16 protein-coding genes are annotated in these 15,756 nt (G+C 59.0%); 6 read left to right on the top strand and 10 right to left on the bottom strand.

What is annotated here, in order from left to right; genetic code table 11:
- Positions 1-85 precede the first annotated feature (85 nt).
- Both G518_RS37195 and G518_RS0126960 read right to left on the bottom strand, forming a co-directional pair.
- On the bottom strand, positions 86-1,093 hold the full coding sequence (locus tag G518_RS37195; protein WP_051237456.1) for a Bug family tripartite tricarboxylate transporter substrate binding protein: 1,008 nt from the start codon (positions 1,091-1,093) through the stop codon (positions 86-88).
- A gap of 37 nt (positions 1,094-1,130) precedes the next feature.
- Positions 1,131-1,871, bottom strand: coding sequence for an enoyl-CoA hydratase/isomerase family protein (locus tag G518_RS0126960; protein ID WP_028605130.1), 741 nt, complete (start codon positions 1,869-1,871; stop codon positions 1,131-1,133).
- A 102-nt stretch (positions 1,872-1,973) separates the two neighbouring features.
- On the opposite strand from G518_RS0126960, the gene G518_RS0126955 reads away from it, so the two are divergent.
- Complete coding sequence (locus tag G518_RS0126955) at positions 1,974-2,900, top strand: LysR family transcriptional regulator (RefSeq protein WP_028605129.1); 927 nt, start codon at positions 1,974-1,976, stop codon at positions 2,898-2,900.
- 38 nt (positions 2,901-2,938) lie between these two features.
- Here the strand turns inward: G518_RS0126955 and G518_RS0126950 are convergent, their stop codons facing one another.
- The 8 genes from G518_RS0126950 to G518_RS0126910 form a co-directional block, all read right to left on the bottom strand.
- Complete coding sequence (locus tag G518_RS0126950; protein ID WP_051237455.1) at positions 2,939-3,709, bottom strand: IclR family transcriptional regulator; 771 nt, start codon at positions 3,707-3,709, stop codon at positions 2,939-2,941.
- Between the two features lie 36 nt (positions 3,710-3,745).
- On the bottom strand, positions 3,746-4,354 hold the full coding sequence (locus tag G518_RS0126945; protein ID WP_028605127.1) for a flavin reductase family protein: 609 nt from the start codon (positions 4,352-4,354) through the stop codon (positions 3,746-3,748).
- 20 nt (positions 4,355-4,374) lie between these two features.
- A complete protein-coding gene (locus G518_RS0126940) occupies positions 4,375-5,541 on the bottom strand; it encodes an alpha-hydroxy acid oxidase (RefSeq protein ID WP_028605126.1) in 1,167 nt (388 codons plus the stop codon).
- Between the two features lie 5 nt (positions 5,542-5,546).
- Positions 5,547-6,452, bottom strand: a complete 906-nt coding sequence (gene dapA / locus G518_RS0126935; protein ID WP_028605125.1) for a 4-hydroxy-tetrahydrodipicolinate synthase — start codon at positions 6,450-6,452, stop codon at positions 5,547-5,549.
- Positions 6,453-6,511: 59 nt separating this feature from the next.
- Positions 6,512-7,612 carry a hypothetical protein gene (locus G518_RS0126930; RefSeq protein ID WP_028605124.1) on the bottom strand — a complete coding sequence of 367 codons (1,101 nt, stop codon included), beginning with the start codon at positions 7,610-7,612 and terminating at the stop codon, positions 6,512-6,514.
- A 24-nt stretch (positions 7,613-7,636) separates the two neighbouring features.
- On the bottom strand, positions 7,637-8,779 hold the full coding sequence (locus G518_RS0126925) for an aromatic ring-hydroxylating oxygenase subunit alpha (protein ID WP_036596306.1): 1,143 nt from the start codon (positions 8,777-8,779) through the stop codon (positions 7,637-7,639).
- A gap of 84 nt (positions 8,780-8,863) precedes the next feature.
- Positions 8,864-9,865 carry a Bug family tripartite tricarboxylate transporter substrate binding protein gene (locus G518_RS0126920; protein WP_028605122.1) on the bottom strand — a complete coding sequence of 334 codons (1,002 nt, stop codon included), beginning with the start codon at positions 9,863-9,865 and terminating at the stop codon, positions 8,864-8,866.
- A 344-nt stretch (positions 9,866-10,209) separates the two neighbouring features.
- On the bottom strand, positions 10,210-11,133 hold the full coding sequence (locus G518_RS0126910; RefSeq protein WP_028605121.1) for a LysR family transcriptional regulator: 924 nt from the start codon (positions 11,131-11,133) through the stop codon (positions 10,210-10,212).
- 135 nt (positions 11,134-11,268) lie between these two features.
- Between G518_RS0126910 and G518_RS0126905 the strand changes: the two genes are divergently transcribed.
- The 5 genes from G518_RS0126905 (at position 11,269) to G518_RS37190 (ending at position 15,753) form a co-directional block, all read left to right on the top strand.
- Positions 11,269-12,237, top strand: a complete 969-nt coding sequence (locus tag G518_RS0126905; protein WP_084652314.1) for a Bug family tripartite tricarboxylate transporter substrate binding protein — start codon at positions 11,269-11,271, stop codon at positions 12,235-12,237.
- Between the two features lie 66 nt (positions 12,238-12,303).
- Positions 12,304-13,371 carry an Ldh family oxidoreductase gene (locus tag G518_RS0126900; protein WP_036596305.1) on the top strand — a complete coding sequence of 356 codons (1,068 nt, stop codon included), beginning with the start codon at positions 12,304-12,306 and terminating at the stop codon, positions 13,369-13,371.
- Positions 13,368-14,744: an NAD-dependent succinate-semialdehyde dehydrogenase gene (locus G518_RS0126895; RefSeq protein ID WP_028605118.1), complete on the top strand. Its 1,377-nt coding sequence runs from the start codon at positions 13,368-13,370 to the stop codon at positions 14,742-14,744. The genes G518_RS0126900 and G518_RS0126895 overlap by 4 nt, the downstream gene beginning before the upstream one ends.
- A gap of 19 nt (positions 14,745-14,763) precedes the next feature.
- Positions 14,764-15,174, top strand: a complete 411-nt coding sequence (locus tag G518_RS0126890; protein ID WP_028605117.1) for a cupin domain-containing protein — start codon at positions 14,764-14,766, stop codon at positions 15,172-15,174.
- A gap of 27 nt (positions 15,175-15,201) precedes the next feature.
- Positions 15,202-15,753 carry a VOC family protein gene (locus G518_RS37190; RefSeq protein WP_051237452.1) on the top strand — a complete coding sequence of 184 codons (552 nt, stop codon included), beginning with the start codon at positions 15,202-15,204 and terminating at the stop codon, positions 15,751-15,753.
- The last annotated feature ends 3 nt before the right edge of the window (positions 15,754-15,756 follow it).

Below are 15,756 nucleotides of genomic sequence, written 5' to 3'. Positions count from 1 at the left end.
AAACCGGGAGTGGCTCGAACGAGGGCAACAGCCTATCGCGACCGTGGATCCCGCAACGACACTCCCAGCCAACGAGTTCAGTAGTTCAGTCGACGTGAATGTTCGCACGTACCTTGATATCACGGTACGTACGGAGGTCGCGCCGAATGGTCTGCGAGAAACGGGTGGCACTCTCCGGCTCAGGAGCTAGGCCAAGGCCTGCCAATGTCTTCACCACATCCGGTGCCGAGAGCATAGATCGCGTGGCAGCTTCGAGTTTGCTCACGATTTGCGGTGGTAAGTCAGCAGGCCCCAACAGACCAAACCAGCCGGACAACACCATATCCGGGCCTCCAGACTCCTTGACGGTGGGAACATCCGGGTTGGAGTTTGACCTTTTCTCCGCGGTCGTCGCGAGAACCTTGAGCCTGCCACCACTCTGGTGAGCGAGCACAATGGGATCGATCAATACTTGTATACGACCTGCCATCAACTCGGTCACGCCCCAGGCACTGCCCTTGCCAGGAATGTGAACCATATCGACGCCGCTCAAGAGCTTGAGATACTCGCCGACGAAATTCCCGAACGATCCCGTCCCCGGCGAGCTGTAGTTCAACTTGCCCGGATTTTTTCGTGCCAGCTCGATCAGTTCACCGATTGAATTGGCGGGCACATCAGCGCCAACCGCAATGAAGTTTGGAGCGTCCAGCATCTTGACAATGGGGGTGAACGCCGTAGCCGGGTCATAAGGTGGTGGTGTTTTCAGCACCGACTGTACGACCAACGCGCCGCTGTTGGCAAACAGCAGCACTTGTCCGTTAGGCGCTGCCTTGGTGACCTGGGCAGATCCAATGACTCCGCCTGCCCCGGCGCGGTTGTCCACCAAAACCGGTTGACCAAGCGCGCGTGTAAGGTGCTCCGCCAATAGCCTCGCAGCGATGTCGTTCGGACCTCCCGGAGGATAAGGCACGACCAAACGGATAGGTGCTACGGGCCAGGTTTGCACAGGCGCTTGAGATTGAGTTTGCGCTCTGGCAGGAAGCCCCGCCACCAACGAAAGGGAACTGGCGATAGCCCCCTGCACCAGTCTCCGACGGCTAAACAGCCTTTGCATCTTGTCTCCTTTTCGCTTTTAATTTCAGCGAATCCGCTCAATGGCCAGCGAAGACTGGAGTCTTCCTGTTACGGAATGCCTCCAGACCAGCTTGCGCATCAGCACTCTGCTCTACCGCCTCCACATCCAGCTGTGCGCGGTATGCAGCTTCAGCCGGGCTGACGGGCAAGGTCTCGCGCGCCATTTTCTTGAGCAGACGAATCACCATAGGCGCCGCCTTTCCTAAATCACCAGCCATCCGCATGGCATCGTTCAGTTCGCAGCCCAAGCGCGCCATCTGGTTAACCAAGCCTGCTTCGTAGGCCCGCTTCGCATCAATGGGTTTGCCAAGCAACATGATCTCGTTGGCAATCTTCAGGGGAACTCGAACGGACAAAGCCGCCATCAACCCCTTGGTAACGCCAATCCGGCCTTCCGGATAAATGAAACGAGCGTCTTCCGCCGCCACAGCCAAGTCACTGAAAACCACCATAGCGAGTCCAAACCCGACGGCGGGACCTCTGACCGCCGCGATGACAGGCTTGCCAATCTGGATGCCCACCTCCGGCAGTGCACGCCAAAAATTGGAGGGTGGCTGATTCAGGTCAGCGCCAGCACTGAAAGCTTCGCCTGCACCATGAAGCACGGCCACCCGGTCATCGCTGTCTCGAAATCGCTGCCACGCGATCGCCATGTCATCGCACATCTGCGCAGTCATGGCATTGCGCTTATGAGGTCGGTTGATAGTGACAAGCGTAATTCCATCACGCGAATCTAGTTGAATTTCTGGGGCGCTCATCTATGGATCAAGAAGTGATGCCTCACTATAGGTGCGTGCTATTCTTTAATAAAGCAACTTATTTTTATTGATTCCCAAATTCAATTTGAATATAAACGCGTCATGAACATTTCACTGCAGCAATTCAGGGCATTCTCCGCTGTAGCACGCCTTGGGAGTTTCACCGCCGCAGCTAAGAGCATGCACCTGACCTCTGCCGCAGTCAGCGCCTTGATCAAGGAACTGGAAGCAGAACTTGGGTTTGTGCTATTTCACCGCACCACTCGGCAGGTCGGCTTAAGCGACCAAGGCTCGTCCTACCTTCCGCATGCCGAGCGTGTACTAGAGGATCTTCGCGTTGCCAAGCGTGTCGCTGATGACATGCGCAATCAAAAGAGCGGGCTGGTTCGTATTGCGATGACACCACTCATGCAACTGACACTGCTCCCGCAGGTATTCATGTCTTTCCAAGCCATGTGGCCAGAAGTACGAATGGATTTGGTGGATGTCCCCTCAGACCAACTTCTATCGAGCCTGGAGGCAGGCCACGCAGATGTAGCCATTTCGCTGGAGCAGCCGGAAAGCAATTTCATGTCGGCAGAACTCCTCTTCATATCTCGCATCCACGCAGCCCTGCCCACCAGTCATCATTTGCAAGACCGCGCAACCATCAAGTGGAAAAATTTGAGTGGTGAACCCCTCATCTTGCCGAATCAGGCTATGGAACTTCGTGTGCGCTCGGCTTTACCCGAAGACATCCCTCTGGACTTTCGGTACTGCGCCAACAACAGCATCACCGCTTTTGCGCTGGCAGCGAGCGGAGCGGGCATTGCCATCTGCCCGGGTTATTCACGCCCTCTGGCGAACGTGCACAGCCTCAAGCTCATCCCTCTCGCAGGCCCGACCATCGACAGGAAATTTTTGCTATACAGGAGTAAGCGCGCCAGTTCATTCGCAGTCACCGCCTACTGCGATTTCATCACGCAACGGTTCGCCAAATTCAGAGCTCAACCGATTGAGCGCTCCAGCATCGCATCCACCGTACTCTAGGGCGTGTTCACACTAAATTCGCCCCCGCTGAATAGGGCCTACTGCGTGTCTACAGACAAGGCACGTGCCGCAGCCTGCACATGTTTGGCCATCTTGCGCTCGACGCTGTCGACAGTCCATCGATTGGATGGCACTGAAATATTGACAGCAGCCCGGGGGAGGCCGTCCGAGCCTATGACAGGGGCTGCCAGTGAGATGTCACCAATGACCGCCTGATCCGCGACGATGGAATAACCTTTGAGCGCAGCATGCTCAATGCGGGCAATCAATTTCTTGCGCTGGATCTCGGTATGAGGCGTCAAGGGAACGAGCTTGCTGTCTGCAAGGACCCGGTCGCGGTGAGCAGTGGGCAAGGATGCGAGGATGGCCGTACCCGACGCTGTGCAGAAAGTAGGTAATCGGCTACCCACAGCTACCCGAACATTCAGCAAATGGGGACTCACCACCCGTGCGATCAACACGATCTCAGTATGGTCAAGCTCCTGCAGATTCACCGTTTCGTTGAACGTGGTGCTCAGTTCCTGCAGGTACGGCATCGCTTTGGAAATCAGTTGGTGCGAGCGTACATAGTTGTAGGAGAAACTGAGCAAGCGAGAGGTGAGCGCATAGGTCTTGGTTCCCGGTACACGGGCAAGATATCCAAGCGTTTCGAGTGTAAAAACCATCCGCTGTGCGGCACTGCGGTCCAAGCCACTCTCCTGCGCTATCTCGACCATCGTCATCTGACGTTTGGGCCCGTCAAATACGTCCAGAACCTTGAAGCATTTGGCGATGGCGTTGACGAAGAGAGGCGATTCTGCGTTGGACATCAGGAAAGCAGTTATGTCAGCGCGGTATGCACCGAATCAGGGCTTGATTATCACCGTGCTGCTGCAATACACCCCACCGCCGAGACGGCCAAGGATGTCCGCTTCAAGAGGGTCTACACGATGCCCATGCACAAGCCCCTCACGGCTGTGGGTCTGCACGACCTCCCCCACAATAAGTGCGGAGCGCCGGTCGCCGAAGTACTCGATGCGATGCAGCTTGCATTCGAAGTGGATAGGCGCCTGGGCAATTCGCGGGGGTTTGACCTTGATCGACGGCACTAAATAAAGCCCGGCATGCTCGACTTCACTTTGCGTGGGGCCGAGCGCAGCGCTGCACTGCTGTACCTGTTTCGCCATGGCCGTGTCCACAGTATGAATGACGAACTCTCCGCTGGCTTCAACCAGGCGATACGTGTCCTTGATGGAACCATCGTCGCGCCGTGCCACCGATATTCCCAAAAGGGGAGGATCCACAGACAGCACCACGAAACTGCTGAAGGGCGCCGCGTTGACAAAGCCGTCAGCGCCAAGCGTGGTGACCAAGGCAATGGGGCGCGGGATCACGCTGGCCATCAGGAACTTGTAGCGGTCCTCATGCCCGAACTGGGCAAGATCGACAGATTCGAATGAGTAGGGAGATGTCATATTCGATTCAATATAGGGTGTCACACCAATCGAGCCAATTGAGTACGGTAGCCTTCGTCGAGGGCTGTTTGATCGAGTTCGGAGGCTTGGCAGCGGCCAAGCAGTCGCAGCGTGATCTCGAACTCCCGGAGCAAGATACCGAGTACGTCGTCAACGCCTTGGCGGCCGCTGGCCGCCAAGCCATAAAGCGGAGCACGGCCCAGCAGCACCGCTTGCGCCCCCAGTGCCAGTGCTTTGGCAATGTCACTTCCGCGGCGCACCCCACCGTCGACAAGCACGGCCAACTTCTGCCCGACATGGTCCATGACGCGGGGCAGGACTTCGATCGGACTGGGTGCGAATGCCAACTGGCGTCCGCCATGGTTTGACAGCACAATGCCGTCCACGCCATGCTCAGCAGCCTTGAGGGCATCATGAACGGAAAGGATGCCCTTGATGATGAGTGGCCCAGGCCAGTGCTTTCGCAGCCATGAGATGGATTCCCAATTGAGCGCCGTGTCCATCTGGCGGCTCATGGTCGCGGCTTGCGAGTTGATATTGGCCCGTTCACCGAGACTTCGCGCCAGATTGACCAGTTGAGGCGACCCGCCCTGCCGCAGCATGCGCAAGCACCAGCGCGGATGCAAGAGCAGATCAGCAATGAGGCGTGCCGAAGGGCTCAGCGGCAGCTTGAAGCCGTTGCGCACATCGTGATCGCGCACACCGTGCACGGGCGTGTCGACGGTGACCATCAATACCGAAAATTCGGCATCGCGAGCACGCTGAATCATGGATTCAGCAATGGCACGGTTCTGTTGCACATAGAGCTGCAGCCAGAGATCACCGGATGTCGCAGCACGTACGTCTTCAATTAAGGAAGTGGACGCCGTAGACAGCACGAAAGGCAGCCCGGCCGCGTGGGCAGCCTTGGCCAGCACTTCCTCGGCGCGAGGTATGTAAAGGCCATTCAAGCCGGTGGGGCCCACGATGGCTGGCATAGCCATGGGCCTTCCCATTACGGTAACCGCGGAGTCAACATGGGTGACATCGCACATCACCCGAGGCTGGAATGTCAGGCTTTCAAATGCATGGCGATTGCGTCGGAGTGTGTGCCCGTCTTCGGCACCGCCTTCAAGGTAATCGAAGGCAATACGGGCCAGGCGCTTGCGTGCAAGGCGCTGGTAGTCTGCGATGTTGGCGAGGGTCACAAATTTCAGGGCGTCTCGCCGAAATCTGTCATCAGCTTCTGCACTTCTGCCCTCAGCGCCTGCGCCAGTCCTTCCTGAGGCGGCGCCAGTGGCGCGAGAACGTCAGGTGCCGCAGGACCCACCAGGTCGAGCACTGCCTTCATGGGGCCGGGGTTGGTTTCTGCGAACGCCAGGTTCATAAGCGGCATGAGGCGCCGATGCAGCATCAGCGCTTCGCGATGCTGGCCGGCCTGTACCAGGTGAAAGAGCCGGTTCCACACGCGCGGCACGAGCGTGGCGGTCACAACAATGCCGCCATGCCCGCCGGCCATCAGGTGCAGGGGTAACAAGGAGTCCTCCCCACTCAGCACGGCGAAGTCTTCACCCACACAAGCCAGCACGCTCAGGAAGTGGTACATGTCCAGGTTGCATGCCTTCATGCCGATGATGCGCTCGTGGCGTGACAGCTCTTCGTGGACTTCGGGTGCGATGGCGATTCGTGTGCGGTATGGGATCTCGTAGAGGATCAACGGCACCGGCGATTCGTCAGCGTAGCGCAGGAAATAGTCGCGCACACCGGCTGGCGTGGGGTTGGTGTAGTAAGGAGTGACCACCATCAGCGCGTCCGCGCCGGCCTCGGCCATACGGCGGCCGGCGGCGAGCGCGTCAGGGTAGCCGGGGTCCAGGATGCCGGCAATGACAGGCAGACGCCCTGCACTAGCCTCGGCGGTGTGGCGCACCATAGCCTCGCGCTGAGTGGTTGAAAGTGAGCCGTATTCGCCTGTTCCGCCGATCGGGACCAGGCCGGTGCTACCGGCTTCGAGCTGGCGGCGCACCATCGTGCGCACTGCCTCGGCATGCACAGTGCCATCGGGGTGAATCGGTGTGGGCAGCGCCGCAAAGATGCCGTGAAGGTGTTTTGCTGTGATCATATGAAGTGATTTGGAACTTGGTGTGGCAACGCGTGCAGTGCTATGGCGGCTCAGGGAATTCAGACCGACAGCTGCACGGATTGCAAGCGATCACGCAGCGCGCCCAAACGCTCCGCCACGGCTTCGACTTCTGTGCAGTGAAAGCCCTTTGCAAGTTCGGGGTCGTGAAGTTCAAGCTTTTCACGAAGCAAGCCGTGGTAGCAGGCTCGTCCGTCAGTGCTCACGGTAAGGCCACTGCGCTCCTCGAAGGCATTGTTCCAGCGCTCGGCTTCTTGAGCCGTGATGCCCTCCGGAAGGTCTAAGGCAATGCGACCTTGGGCATCGATCCGCACCGGGTACCCACCTGGCAGACCCAGTGGCCCCGGCACGTGTCCGCGCCACTCCTTCCCCAAAGCAAGCGCCATCATCAATGGCACGCCGGTGGCACCTGAAATATCGAAAGCCACTTCGGGGGACAGCTTGACATCAGCAAACTCGCCAAACACGTCCGCAACCTCCCGACCGTCCAGCCATACTCGAGGTGTGGCGCCTTGGCGTTCTCCCGGCTGCCTGCGCCAGACGCCAAGTTGTTGATAGTGGGCCAGCACGCGCAAACGCCCATCTTCCTGCACATTCTTGGAGCCAGCGAATGAGTTGGACAAAATGCCAATATTGCCCACTCCGCAAAGCACGTTTGCGCCAGCTGCTGCCAGCATGGGGTTGACCACATCTGGAAAGCAGGCATTCAGAAAGTGGGTGCCGGGCAACACCCGCTGAGCAATTCGTGCGATCCGCAGCGAAAGCAAGGCCTGAAAGGGCGCAGTAGCGCTTAAACCCCCTTGCTGCACGAGCTGGCTCCAGGCGTTGTCTGTACCGCGAAGCACTGATGCTGTTTGTAGCGAAGCGGCCTGGAACACCACGCGCGGGCGTGATTCAGACAAGATGCGTGCGATGGGCTCGTCTTCAAAGCTATCGCACACACGGGTGACAGTGCGCACCGGACGCCCAAAGAGCACCGCGCGCGCATTCGCTGCCGTACGCAGCCACGCCAGGCGTGCCTCGTTGCGGCCGACGACCTGCACAGTAAGAGGTTGACTGGCGCTTGCCACCAGGTCGAACAAGGCACGAGCGGCAAACTCTCCCGTGCCAAAGAAAGTAATGTCAGCGGATTGGGTGGTCACGGCGTTTCCGAATGGCGGGTGGAATCAAAGGCCTAGTTTGTCGAGCAACTGACGACGAAATGCATACGACACAGCTTCCAAAGGCGATACCCGCCCAGGCTTGCAAAGCGGCGAGCGCACACCCTGCTGTTGAAGCTCGTTGATTTCGTTGTCTTCAGCCACCGCAACGTCCCAACGTTCGTAGTAGCGCTGAACGATCTCTTCGAAATCTGGACGCGCTACGGTGCTCCGGTGGAAACAGGAACCCAGTGTCAGCCGAATGCTTTCCGGGCCAGTGGGATTGATCTGAACGTACCAGACACAGTCTTTGGTGAAGCCAAACAGACCGCAAGACGAAGTAAAGATGAACGTAGAGCCTTCTTTGTTGCGCCCTTCCAGGCCCGGCCAGACAGGAAAGCCTTCAACGCCTGGCAGTAAGCCGGCGGTGCCTTCGTGAGCTGCATACAGCTCAAGATAGTTTCCGTCACATGCCGCTAACTCCACCGGTTTGCGGTGATACACCGACAGACTCCCGCGTGCCAGCGTCTTCTTATGCACGGTAGGCGTGTGGTAGTAGTCCATGAAGTTCTCGACGAACACCTTCCAGTTGCACTTGACATCGTGCTCCATACGGCGGGTAAGAACGAGTTCGTCAATTCCATGGCTACCGACCTTGGTGGGCAAATCTCCAAGGTGCTCAGCCAGGGAAACTGCTTTCTCATCAAAATTGATCCACATGAAGGGGCCCATCTTTTCCAGACGGACAGGCACGAGCCCGTTCTCTTCCTTGTTGAAATTTTTGACATCCTCCATGCCAGGGCAGCCCCGCAGCGATCCATTCAAGTCGTAGGACCAGCTGTGGTACTTGCAGACAAACACCGGCGAAGTGCCTTCTCCACTCACAAGGCGTGCGCCACGATGCCGGCATGAATTTGCGAATGCATGAATTTCACCAGCGCTGTTGCGCGCAACGATCACCGGAACGCCGGCAAAATCAATTGTGAAATAGGAGCGCGGGCTTGGGAGCTGGTCTTCATGGCCTATGAAGTTCCATTCCTTCAGAAAGAGCCTATCAATCTCGCGCTGGTAGAACGCGGCATCATGGTAAGCAGCGGGCGGCAACGTACTGGCATCGGGCAACTGTTTTCGGGCTGCGGCGAATGCTTCGGGAGCAAAAATATCAGACATGGAAACGCTTGAGATTCGAAGACAAGAGGCGTGCGAGCACCGCACGAGAGAGCACATCTCGTGCAGCGTTCAAACGAGGGAGCGTCAATCGACGGTAATCTTGGCGGTCTTGATGACGTTCAGGAGATCCTGTGTTTCCTTATGGATCTTCTGCTCGAATTCCACCACGGACATCGGCATCAGCGGCCCCACCACAGTAAGGCGCTCACGGAAGGCTGGATCTTTCATGGCAGCGTTCACTTCAGCGTTCAGCTTCTCAACGTAAGCACGCGGTGTCGCCTTGGGTACAAACAGCCCAACCCACGAGGCCACATTGAAGTCACCGTAGCCCAACTCCTCGACGGTGGGGACATCCGGGAGCTCGGCCAGGCGTCGGTTCGAAGATACGGCCAGCGCACGCAGGGTACCGGCGCGAATATGCGGCATCACGGCGAGCGCGTCGAACGTCATGTCAACGTCTTTCGCCAAGATGGCCGCCTGCGCTGCAGCGGTTCCCTTATAGGGAATGTGAACCAGGTTCGTGCCCGTACGAGTGGCCAGCAGCTCTGCAGCGATATGGACCAGGCCCCCATTGCCAGATGAACCGTAGTTCAATCCTTTCGGTGTGCGCTTCGCTAATTCGACCAAGTCTTTCAGGGATTTGACAGACTGCATTTTCGGATCGTTGGCGTTGACCACCAGGATGAGAGGCATCTCAACCAATGGCGCGACGGGCGTGAAATCCTTATCCGGGTTGTAGGTGATGGTCTTGGCGAACAAGGTGGGATTCATCGTGATCGCAGTGCTGCTGCTCACGAAGATCGTGGCACCGTCGGGTGGTGAATTCTTCACCTGCGTAGCGGCCAGTTGGGCGTTGGCGCCTGGACGGTTGTCGACGATGAAAGTGGACTTGGTTCTCGTCCCCAGTTGTTCAGCAATCAACCTGGCGGCTTGATCCACAGGCCCGCCTGGACTAAACCCGACCACCAGTTTGGAGTTGCGCGGAACTGCATCCTGCGCCATAGCGGGTACTGCAGCCACACAGGTAGCCATCATGCCGAGGCTGGCGGCGAGCAAGCGGATACGGTGGGAGAAGAGAGGAGTCATCGTGGCCTTTGGTTAAAAGTTTGTCGGGGATTACTTTTTCGTTCGCGATGAAATCAATGTCTCGGTGGGTGTCCGTGACCAACCGCGCTGCCGCCATTCGCTCATGGCAAGAGGATCAACAGTAGGCGGATGCTAGGTTGCCCAACTTCTGTTGTCAAAAAAGAAATCAAAGTAATTGCACTTCGATTAATTCAACGCATTGACTGATCTTCTGAAATAGGTCATGCACGAGATGCGCTCGGTGCCTCTCGCGCATGACGGCCAGGATCAAGCGCGACTGCAAAAAGCCGAATGCGCAGTCAGTTTGGGCTTACTGGTCTACCGCAGCGGTACAGGCCGAGCGGTTAAGCCTGCACAGCGTGTGCGCTGGCAAAGCTGAAGGTTCCCTGGCGCTCCATACGGGCGAACTCCGCGATCACAAAGTCGTGCACCACGGACAAGGATGGATTCGGCCGCGGGTCGATCCGCGTGGCCAGCACCAGCAGGCGATTGAGTTGAACGCCTGATATTTCGGACATCACCACCGGTTCCTGGTGCAGGTGCTCGCGAAACACCGACACAGGCATGATGGTTGCCCACCGGCCGCGCAGGACCATTGCCCGGATCGAATCTACCGAATCAATCTCGGCCTGCACATTCAGCGACTTGCCCAGGCTGGCAAGTTGGCGGTCCACCAAGCCGCGGTGCAGACTGGTCATCAACAACGGAATTCGAGCGAGCTGACTCACCGAGACTACTGGGCCGATGCCCATTTTCGCGTGCGAAACCAAAGCGAAGGGCTCGCCGAGCAAGGGCTGAAAAGACAATGCGTGACCAGGCTCGGGGTTGGTCAACACCGCGAGGTCGATCATCCCGCGCTCCAGCCAATCGATGAGTTCGGGCGTGAATGCTTCTCGCGCACGCAGTTCGAGGTTGGAAATGGCTGTAATGCTTTTTTCGAACAAACCTGGCAACAGCAACCGGGCCAGTGTGGGTGATGCCCCGACCACCACAGGCACCAGGTCGCGCTGCTGGCTGTGCGCCAGGCGCCGGTCCAGCCGCGCGGCCTCAGACAAGATGCGCTGTGCAGACTCGTACAGCGTTACACCCGCTTGTGTCAGCCGCACGCCGCGCGGCAGGCGCTGCAACAACTGAACGCCAGTTTCGCTCTCCAGTTCGCGCATCTGCCGGGTAAGCGCGGGCTGGGCGATCGGTATGGCAGCCGCTGCGGCAGTCAGGCTGCCGCTATCGGCCACAGCCACGAAATAGCGTAGGGTTTTCAGGTTCATATTGAGGCCTTCCGATATCAAGATGATATGGCAGGGCGCAAATTCAGCATTAGACAAGCGAGGCCAACCCCCCTAATCTGCGGAGTCTGACCCAGCCACGCACTGGACACACTACAAAAAATACGGAGACACCGCATGAAACTGTTTGGCCCCATTGCCTTGACCGCCCTGCTCTGCCTGCCCCTGGCGATTCATGCCCAAAGCAGCTACCCGAACAAACCTATCCGTATGATCGTTCCATTGGCCGCTGGCAGCGCGGTGGACAACGCCGCACGCCTGGTGACGCAGAAGATGGGTGAGTCCATGGGCCAAGGCATCGCGGTTGAGAATATCGCCGGCTCGGCCGGTGTGATCGGCGCCGAGCGCCTGGCACGCGCCACGCCTGACGGCTACACCATTGGCGGCTTCAACGACAGCGTGCTCACCATGGTGCCGCACCTCATGGCCAAGATGCCGTGGAATGCGCTCACCGACTTCGCACCGGTGTCACTGGTGGGCACCATCGAGTGGGGCCTGGTGGTGAAGGCCGATTCGCCCTACCGCAGCTTGGCGGATTTCACCGCGGCAGCCAAGGCCGCACCGGGCAAACTGAACTACGGCAGTGGCGGCAACGGCAGCCCGCAACACATCGGCATGGCATTGATCCTGGACCGCGCGCAGATCAACCTGATGCACGTGCCCTACAAAGGCGCCACACCAGCCGCGGTGGCTGTCGCCGCTGGCGAAGTGGATGTGTCCATGCAAGGTCTGGGCACGGTGACCTCGCTGATCCAGGGCGGAAAGCTCAGGCTGCTGGCAGTGTCCACGCCGCAGCGCCTGAATCAATACCCCAACGTGCCGACCTTCCACGAATCGGGCATGGCGAACTTCACATTCAATTCATGGTTTGCCATGGTGGCGCCCGCTGGCACGCCACCAGCCATCATCGAACGGCTCAACCGGGAAGTTCGCTCCGCAGTGGAAGACCCCGTCACCCGCGACAAGCTGCTGGCCATTGGCGTAACCCCCCGAGGCACCAGCGCCGCTGATTTCGGTGCAGCCACGAAAGCCCAGTACGAGCTCTACCGCAAAGTGATTCAGGACAAGGGCATCTCCGCTGACTAGCGGTGTGTTTACACCAATGCCCAACGCGCCCGCGTCAAGCAACCTCTTCCTAACACCTTCGTCCACATGACACCATCCATCGTCACTGCACAAGCGCTGCAGCAATTCATTCACTCGGCCTTTGCCCAACAAGGCCTGCCGGACGCAGACGCCGCGCAAGTGGCGCGGCTCATGACCGAAGCCGACCTGCAAGGCTCCGACGGTCACGGCGTGATCCGGCTGCCGCAATACATCAAGCGCATCCAGGCTGGCGGCATCAACAAGCAACCGGAAATCCGAATCGTTGAAGAACGACCCGCCATGGCTGTGGTGGACGGAGACAACGGCATGGGCCACCTTGTGGTCAGCAAAGCGGTGGACATCGCGATTGAAAAAGCCCGCACCTGCGGCGTGGCCTGGGTCAGTACGCGCTACAGCAACCACGCGGGCCCGGCTTCGCTCTACGCACGCCGTCCGTTAGAGCACGACATGCTGGGCCTGTACTTCGCGGTCGGCAACGCGAACCACCTGCCACCATGGGGCGGCATGGACATGTTGCTGTCCACCAACCCGATCGCCGCAGGCATTCCCACGGAGGAAGAACCACCGGTAGTGTTGGACATGGCCACCACCGTAGCCGCCTACGGCAAGGTCAAGGCAAAAGCCAAGCGAGGCGAGCCCATGCCAGAAGGCTGGATGATTGATCGCGAAGGCAAGCCCTTGCTCGACCCCAACCGCTCGAACGAAGGCTTTCTGCTGCCCATCGGCGCACATAAAGGCTATGGCCTCGCGCTCATTGTGGGGCTGTTGGCAGGCACTCTGGGTGGCGCAGCCATGGGTCGTGATGTGATCGATTTCAACGCTGATTTCAAAACCGTTACCAACACGGGCCAGGCCATCCTCGTGATCGATCTGTCCGCGTTTGGCGATCCCCAGGTGTTTAAGCACAACGTCGACCGGCTGGTGCGCGACATCCGCGACAGCGCACGCCTGCCTGGCGTGGAGCGCATCTGGTTGCCCGGTGAGCAAAGCCATGAAAAACGCGCCCGATATCGCGAAGGCGGTATCCCCGTCTCTGCCGGAGTCATGAGCGAACTTCACACCCTGGCCACGCAACTCGGAATCCCCGCCTTGAAAGAAACGGCTTTAGCATGAGCATCGCGTCCATCAATCCCGCCACTGAAGACGTACTGGCGCAATTCGACGCCCACGACGCAGCCACCATAGACCGGAAACTGTCGGAGACTTCGAAGGCGCAACGCGAATGGGCGAAAACGCCCATCGCGGAGCGCATGGCCTTGCTGCGCCGCGTGGCGCAAACGCTGCGAGCACAAAGCTCCGAGCTCGCGCCGCTGGCCACCCTGGAGATGGGTAAGCCTCTGAGTGAAGCAGTGGGCGAAGTGGAAAAATGCGCCTGGAATTTTGACTTCTATGCCGAAGCCGCACCCGGCTTCCTGGCGGACGAAGTGGTGAACAGCAGTGCCACCGACAGCCGCATCGTGTACGACCCCATCGGTACCGTGCTCGCCGTCATGCCGTGGAACTATCCGTACTGGCAGGTGATGCGTGCAGCGGCGCCGGTGCTCGCAGGCGGCAATGCCATGGTGCTCAAACATGCGAGCAATGTGCCGCAGTGCGCGCTGGCCCTTGAAGGCGTGTTCAAACATGCGGGCGCGCCCGCTGGGCTATTCAGCACGCTGCTGGTGGGCTCCGGTGAGGTAGCCGGACTCATCGCGGACCCACGCATTTCTGCGGTTACCTTCACGGGCTCAACCCCTGCAGGACGCAAGATTGCCTCGCAGGCGGGTGCGGCTTTAAAGAAGCAAGTGCTGGAGCTAGGCGGCTCAGACCCATTCATCGTGCTGGCCGATGCTGACATCGAAGCGGCCGCTGCAGTGGCAGTGAAGGCCCGCTTCCAGAACACTGGGCAAAGCTGCATTTCCGCCAAACGCTTCATTGTTGAGCAGGCTGTGGCTGAGCGGTTTGTAGAAGCATTCTGCGAGGGCGCGCGCAAACTGGTCGTTGATGATCCCATGCAAGCGCGCAGCACACAAGGCTCCATGGCCAAACGCCACCTGCGCGATGAGTTGCACGCACAGGTTCAGGCGAGCGTGCGGCAAGGTGCCCGTTTGTTGCTGGGCGGATCGCCAGTGGAAGGCCCGGGCGCGTTCTACCAACCCACGGTGCTGGATCACGTGACGCCCGAAATGGTCGCGGCGCAAGAGGAAACATTCGGACCCGCGGCCGCGATCCTGCGAGTGAGCGATGCCGATGAGGCCGTGCGGATTGCGAATGCAACGAACTTCGGGCTGGGCGCAGCGCTTTGGACGAGCGACCTTGAGCGCGCCAGGAAACTCTCCCGCCACATTGAGGCCGGTGCCGTCTTCATCAACGGCCTGGTGGCTTCTGACCCTCGCCTTCCATTTGGCGGCATCAAAGAATCTGGTTACGGCCGCGAACTGGGCAAGCTGGGCTTGGCCGAGTTCACCAACACCAAAACCGTGTGGACCGGCCCCGCACGCACTTGACGACAACACAAGGAGTCCCATGACCACCGCTACCAAATACGCTGTGCTGCGCCCCGACGAGATCAAGAGCCACGACAGGGGAGGTGGTGCCCGCACCACGCCACTGGTGCTGCCTTCAATCGGTGCCACGGGCTTCATCAACGGCATTACCGAATTCAGCGGCGGCACCGCGATTCCGTTTCACAGCCACAACTGCGAAGAAAGCGTGATGCTGCTGAGCGGCAACGCCTACCTTGACATCGATGGGGATGTGCAGGAACTCAAACCCCTGGACACCACCTTCATTCCTCCGAACGTGCCGCACCGTTTTCGCAATATGTCAGAGACGGAGCCCATGAAGATCCTCTGGATCTACGCATCGGTTCACGCCACGCGAACAGTGATCGACACCGGGGTAACGAATCCGGTCTCATCAGAACACGCCAAATAAAAACCACCACACGCTGGAGACATCGCCATGGGACTTCGATTTCTGGAGCACGCGCTCATCCTCACACACGACCCTGATGCCACGCGCGACTGGTTCGTGGAAAACCTCGGTTTTCGCAGTGGCTACCACCCCGAGTTTGGCTTTCCGGTGTATTGGCTCTACATCGGCGAGCAGGATGTGATCCACATCGGAAAAGCGCGCCACTCCGAACACCAGGACACGTACCTGAAAACCCCCTCCGACGGGGACCGCGACTTCTCCGCCGCGGGCGCACTGGGCTCAGGCCGCATTGATCACCTCTGTCTGAACTGCGACGGTATCGAAGAGTTCATTGAACGCCTTACCCGCAACGGCGTGGATTTCAGCGAACGCAAAGCGCACAACTCCAACCTCTATCAGCTGTTCATGCGCGAGCCCATCAACGGCCTGAAGATTGAGCTCAACTTCGCCTGGCACGAAGCAGCTCGCATGGGCCGCGTACCCGAGTGGACTGATGCCGGCGTCAATCCGGAGTTCAAGGAAGCTGACACCGACAACAGCAATCAGCCGCAGTCCAACGCCGGCACGTCGCCCCGATGAGCT

The sequence above is a fragment of the Ottowia thiooxydans DSM 14619 genome (genome assembly GCF_000422885.1).
GTDB classification, from domain to species: Bacteria; Pseudomonadota; Gammaproteobacteria; order Burkholderiales; family Burkholderiaceae_C; genus Ottowia; species Ottowia thiooxydans.
This window is presented reverse-complemented; position numbering and strand designations above follow the sequence as displayed.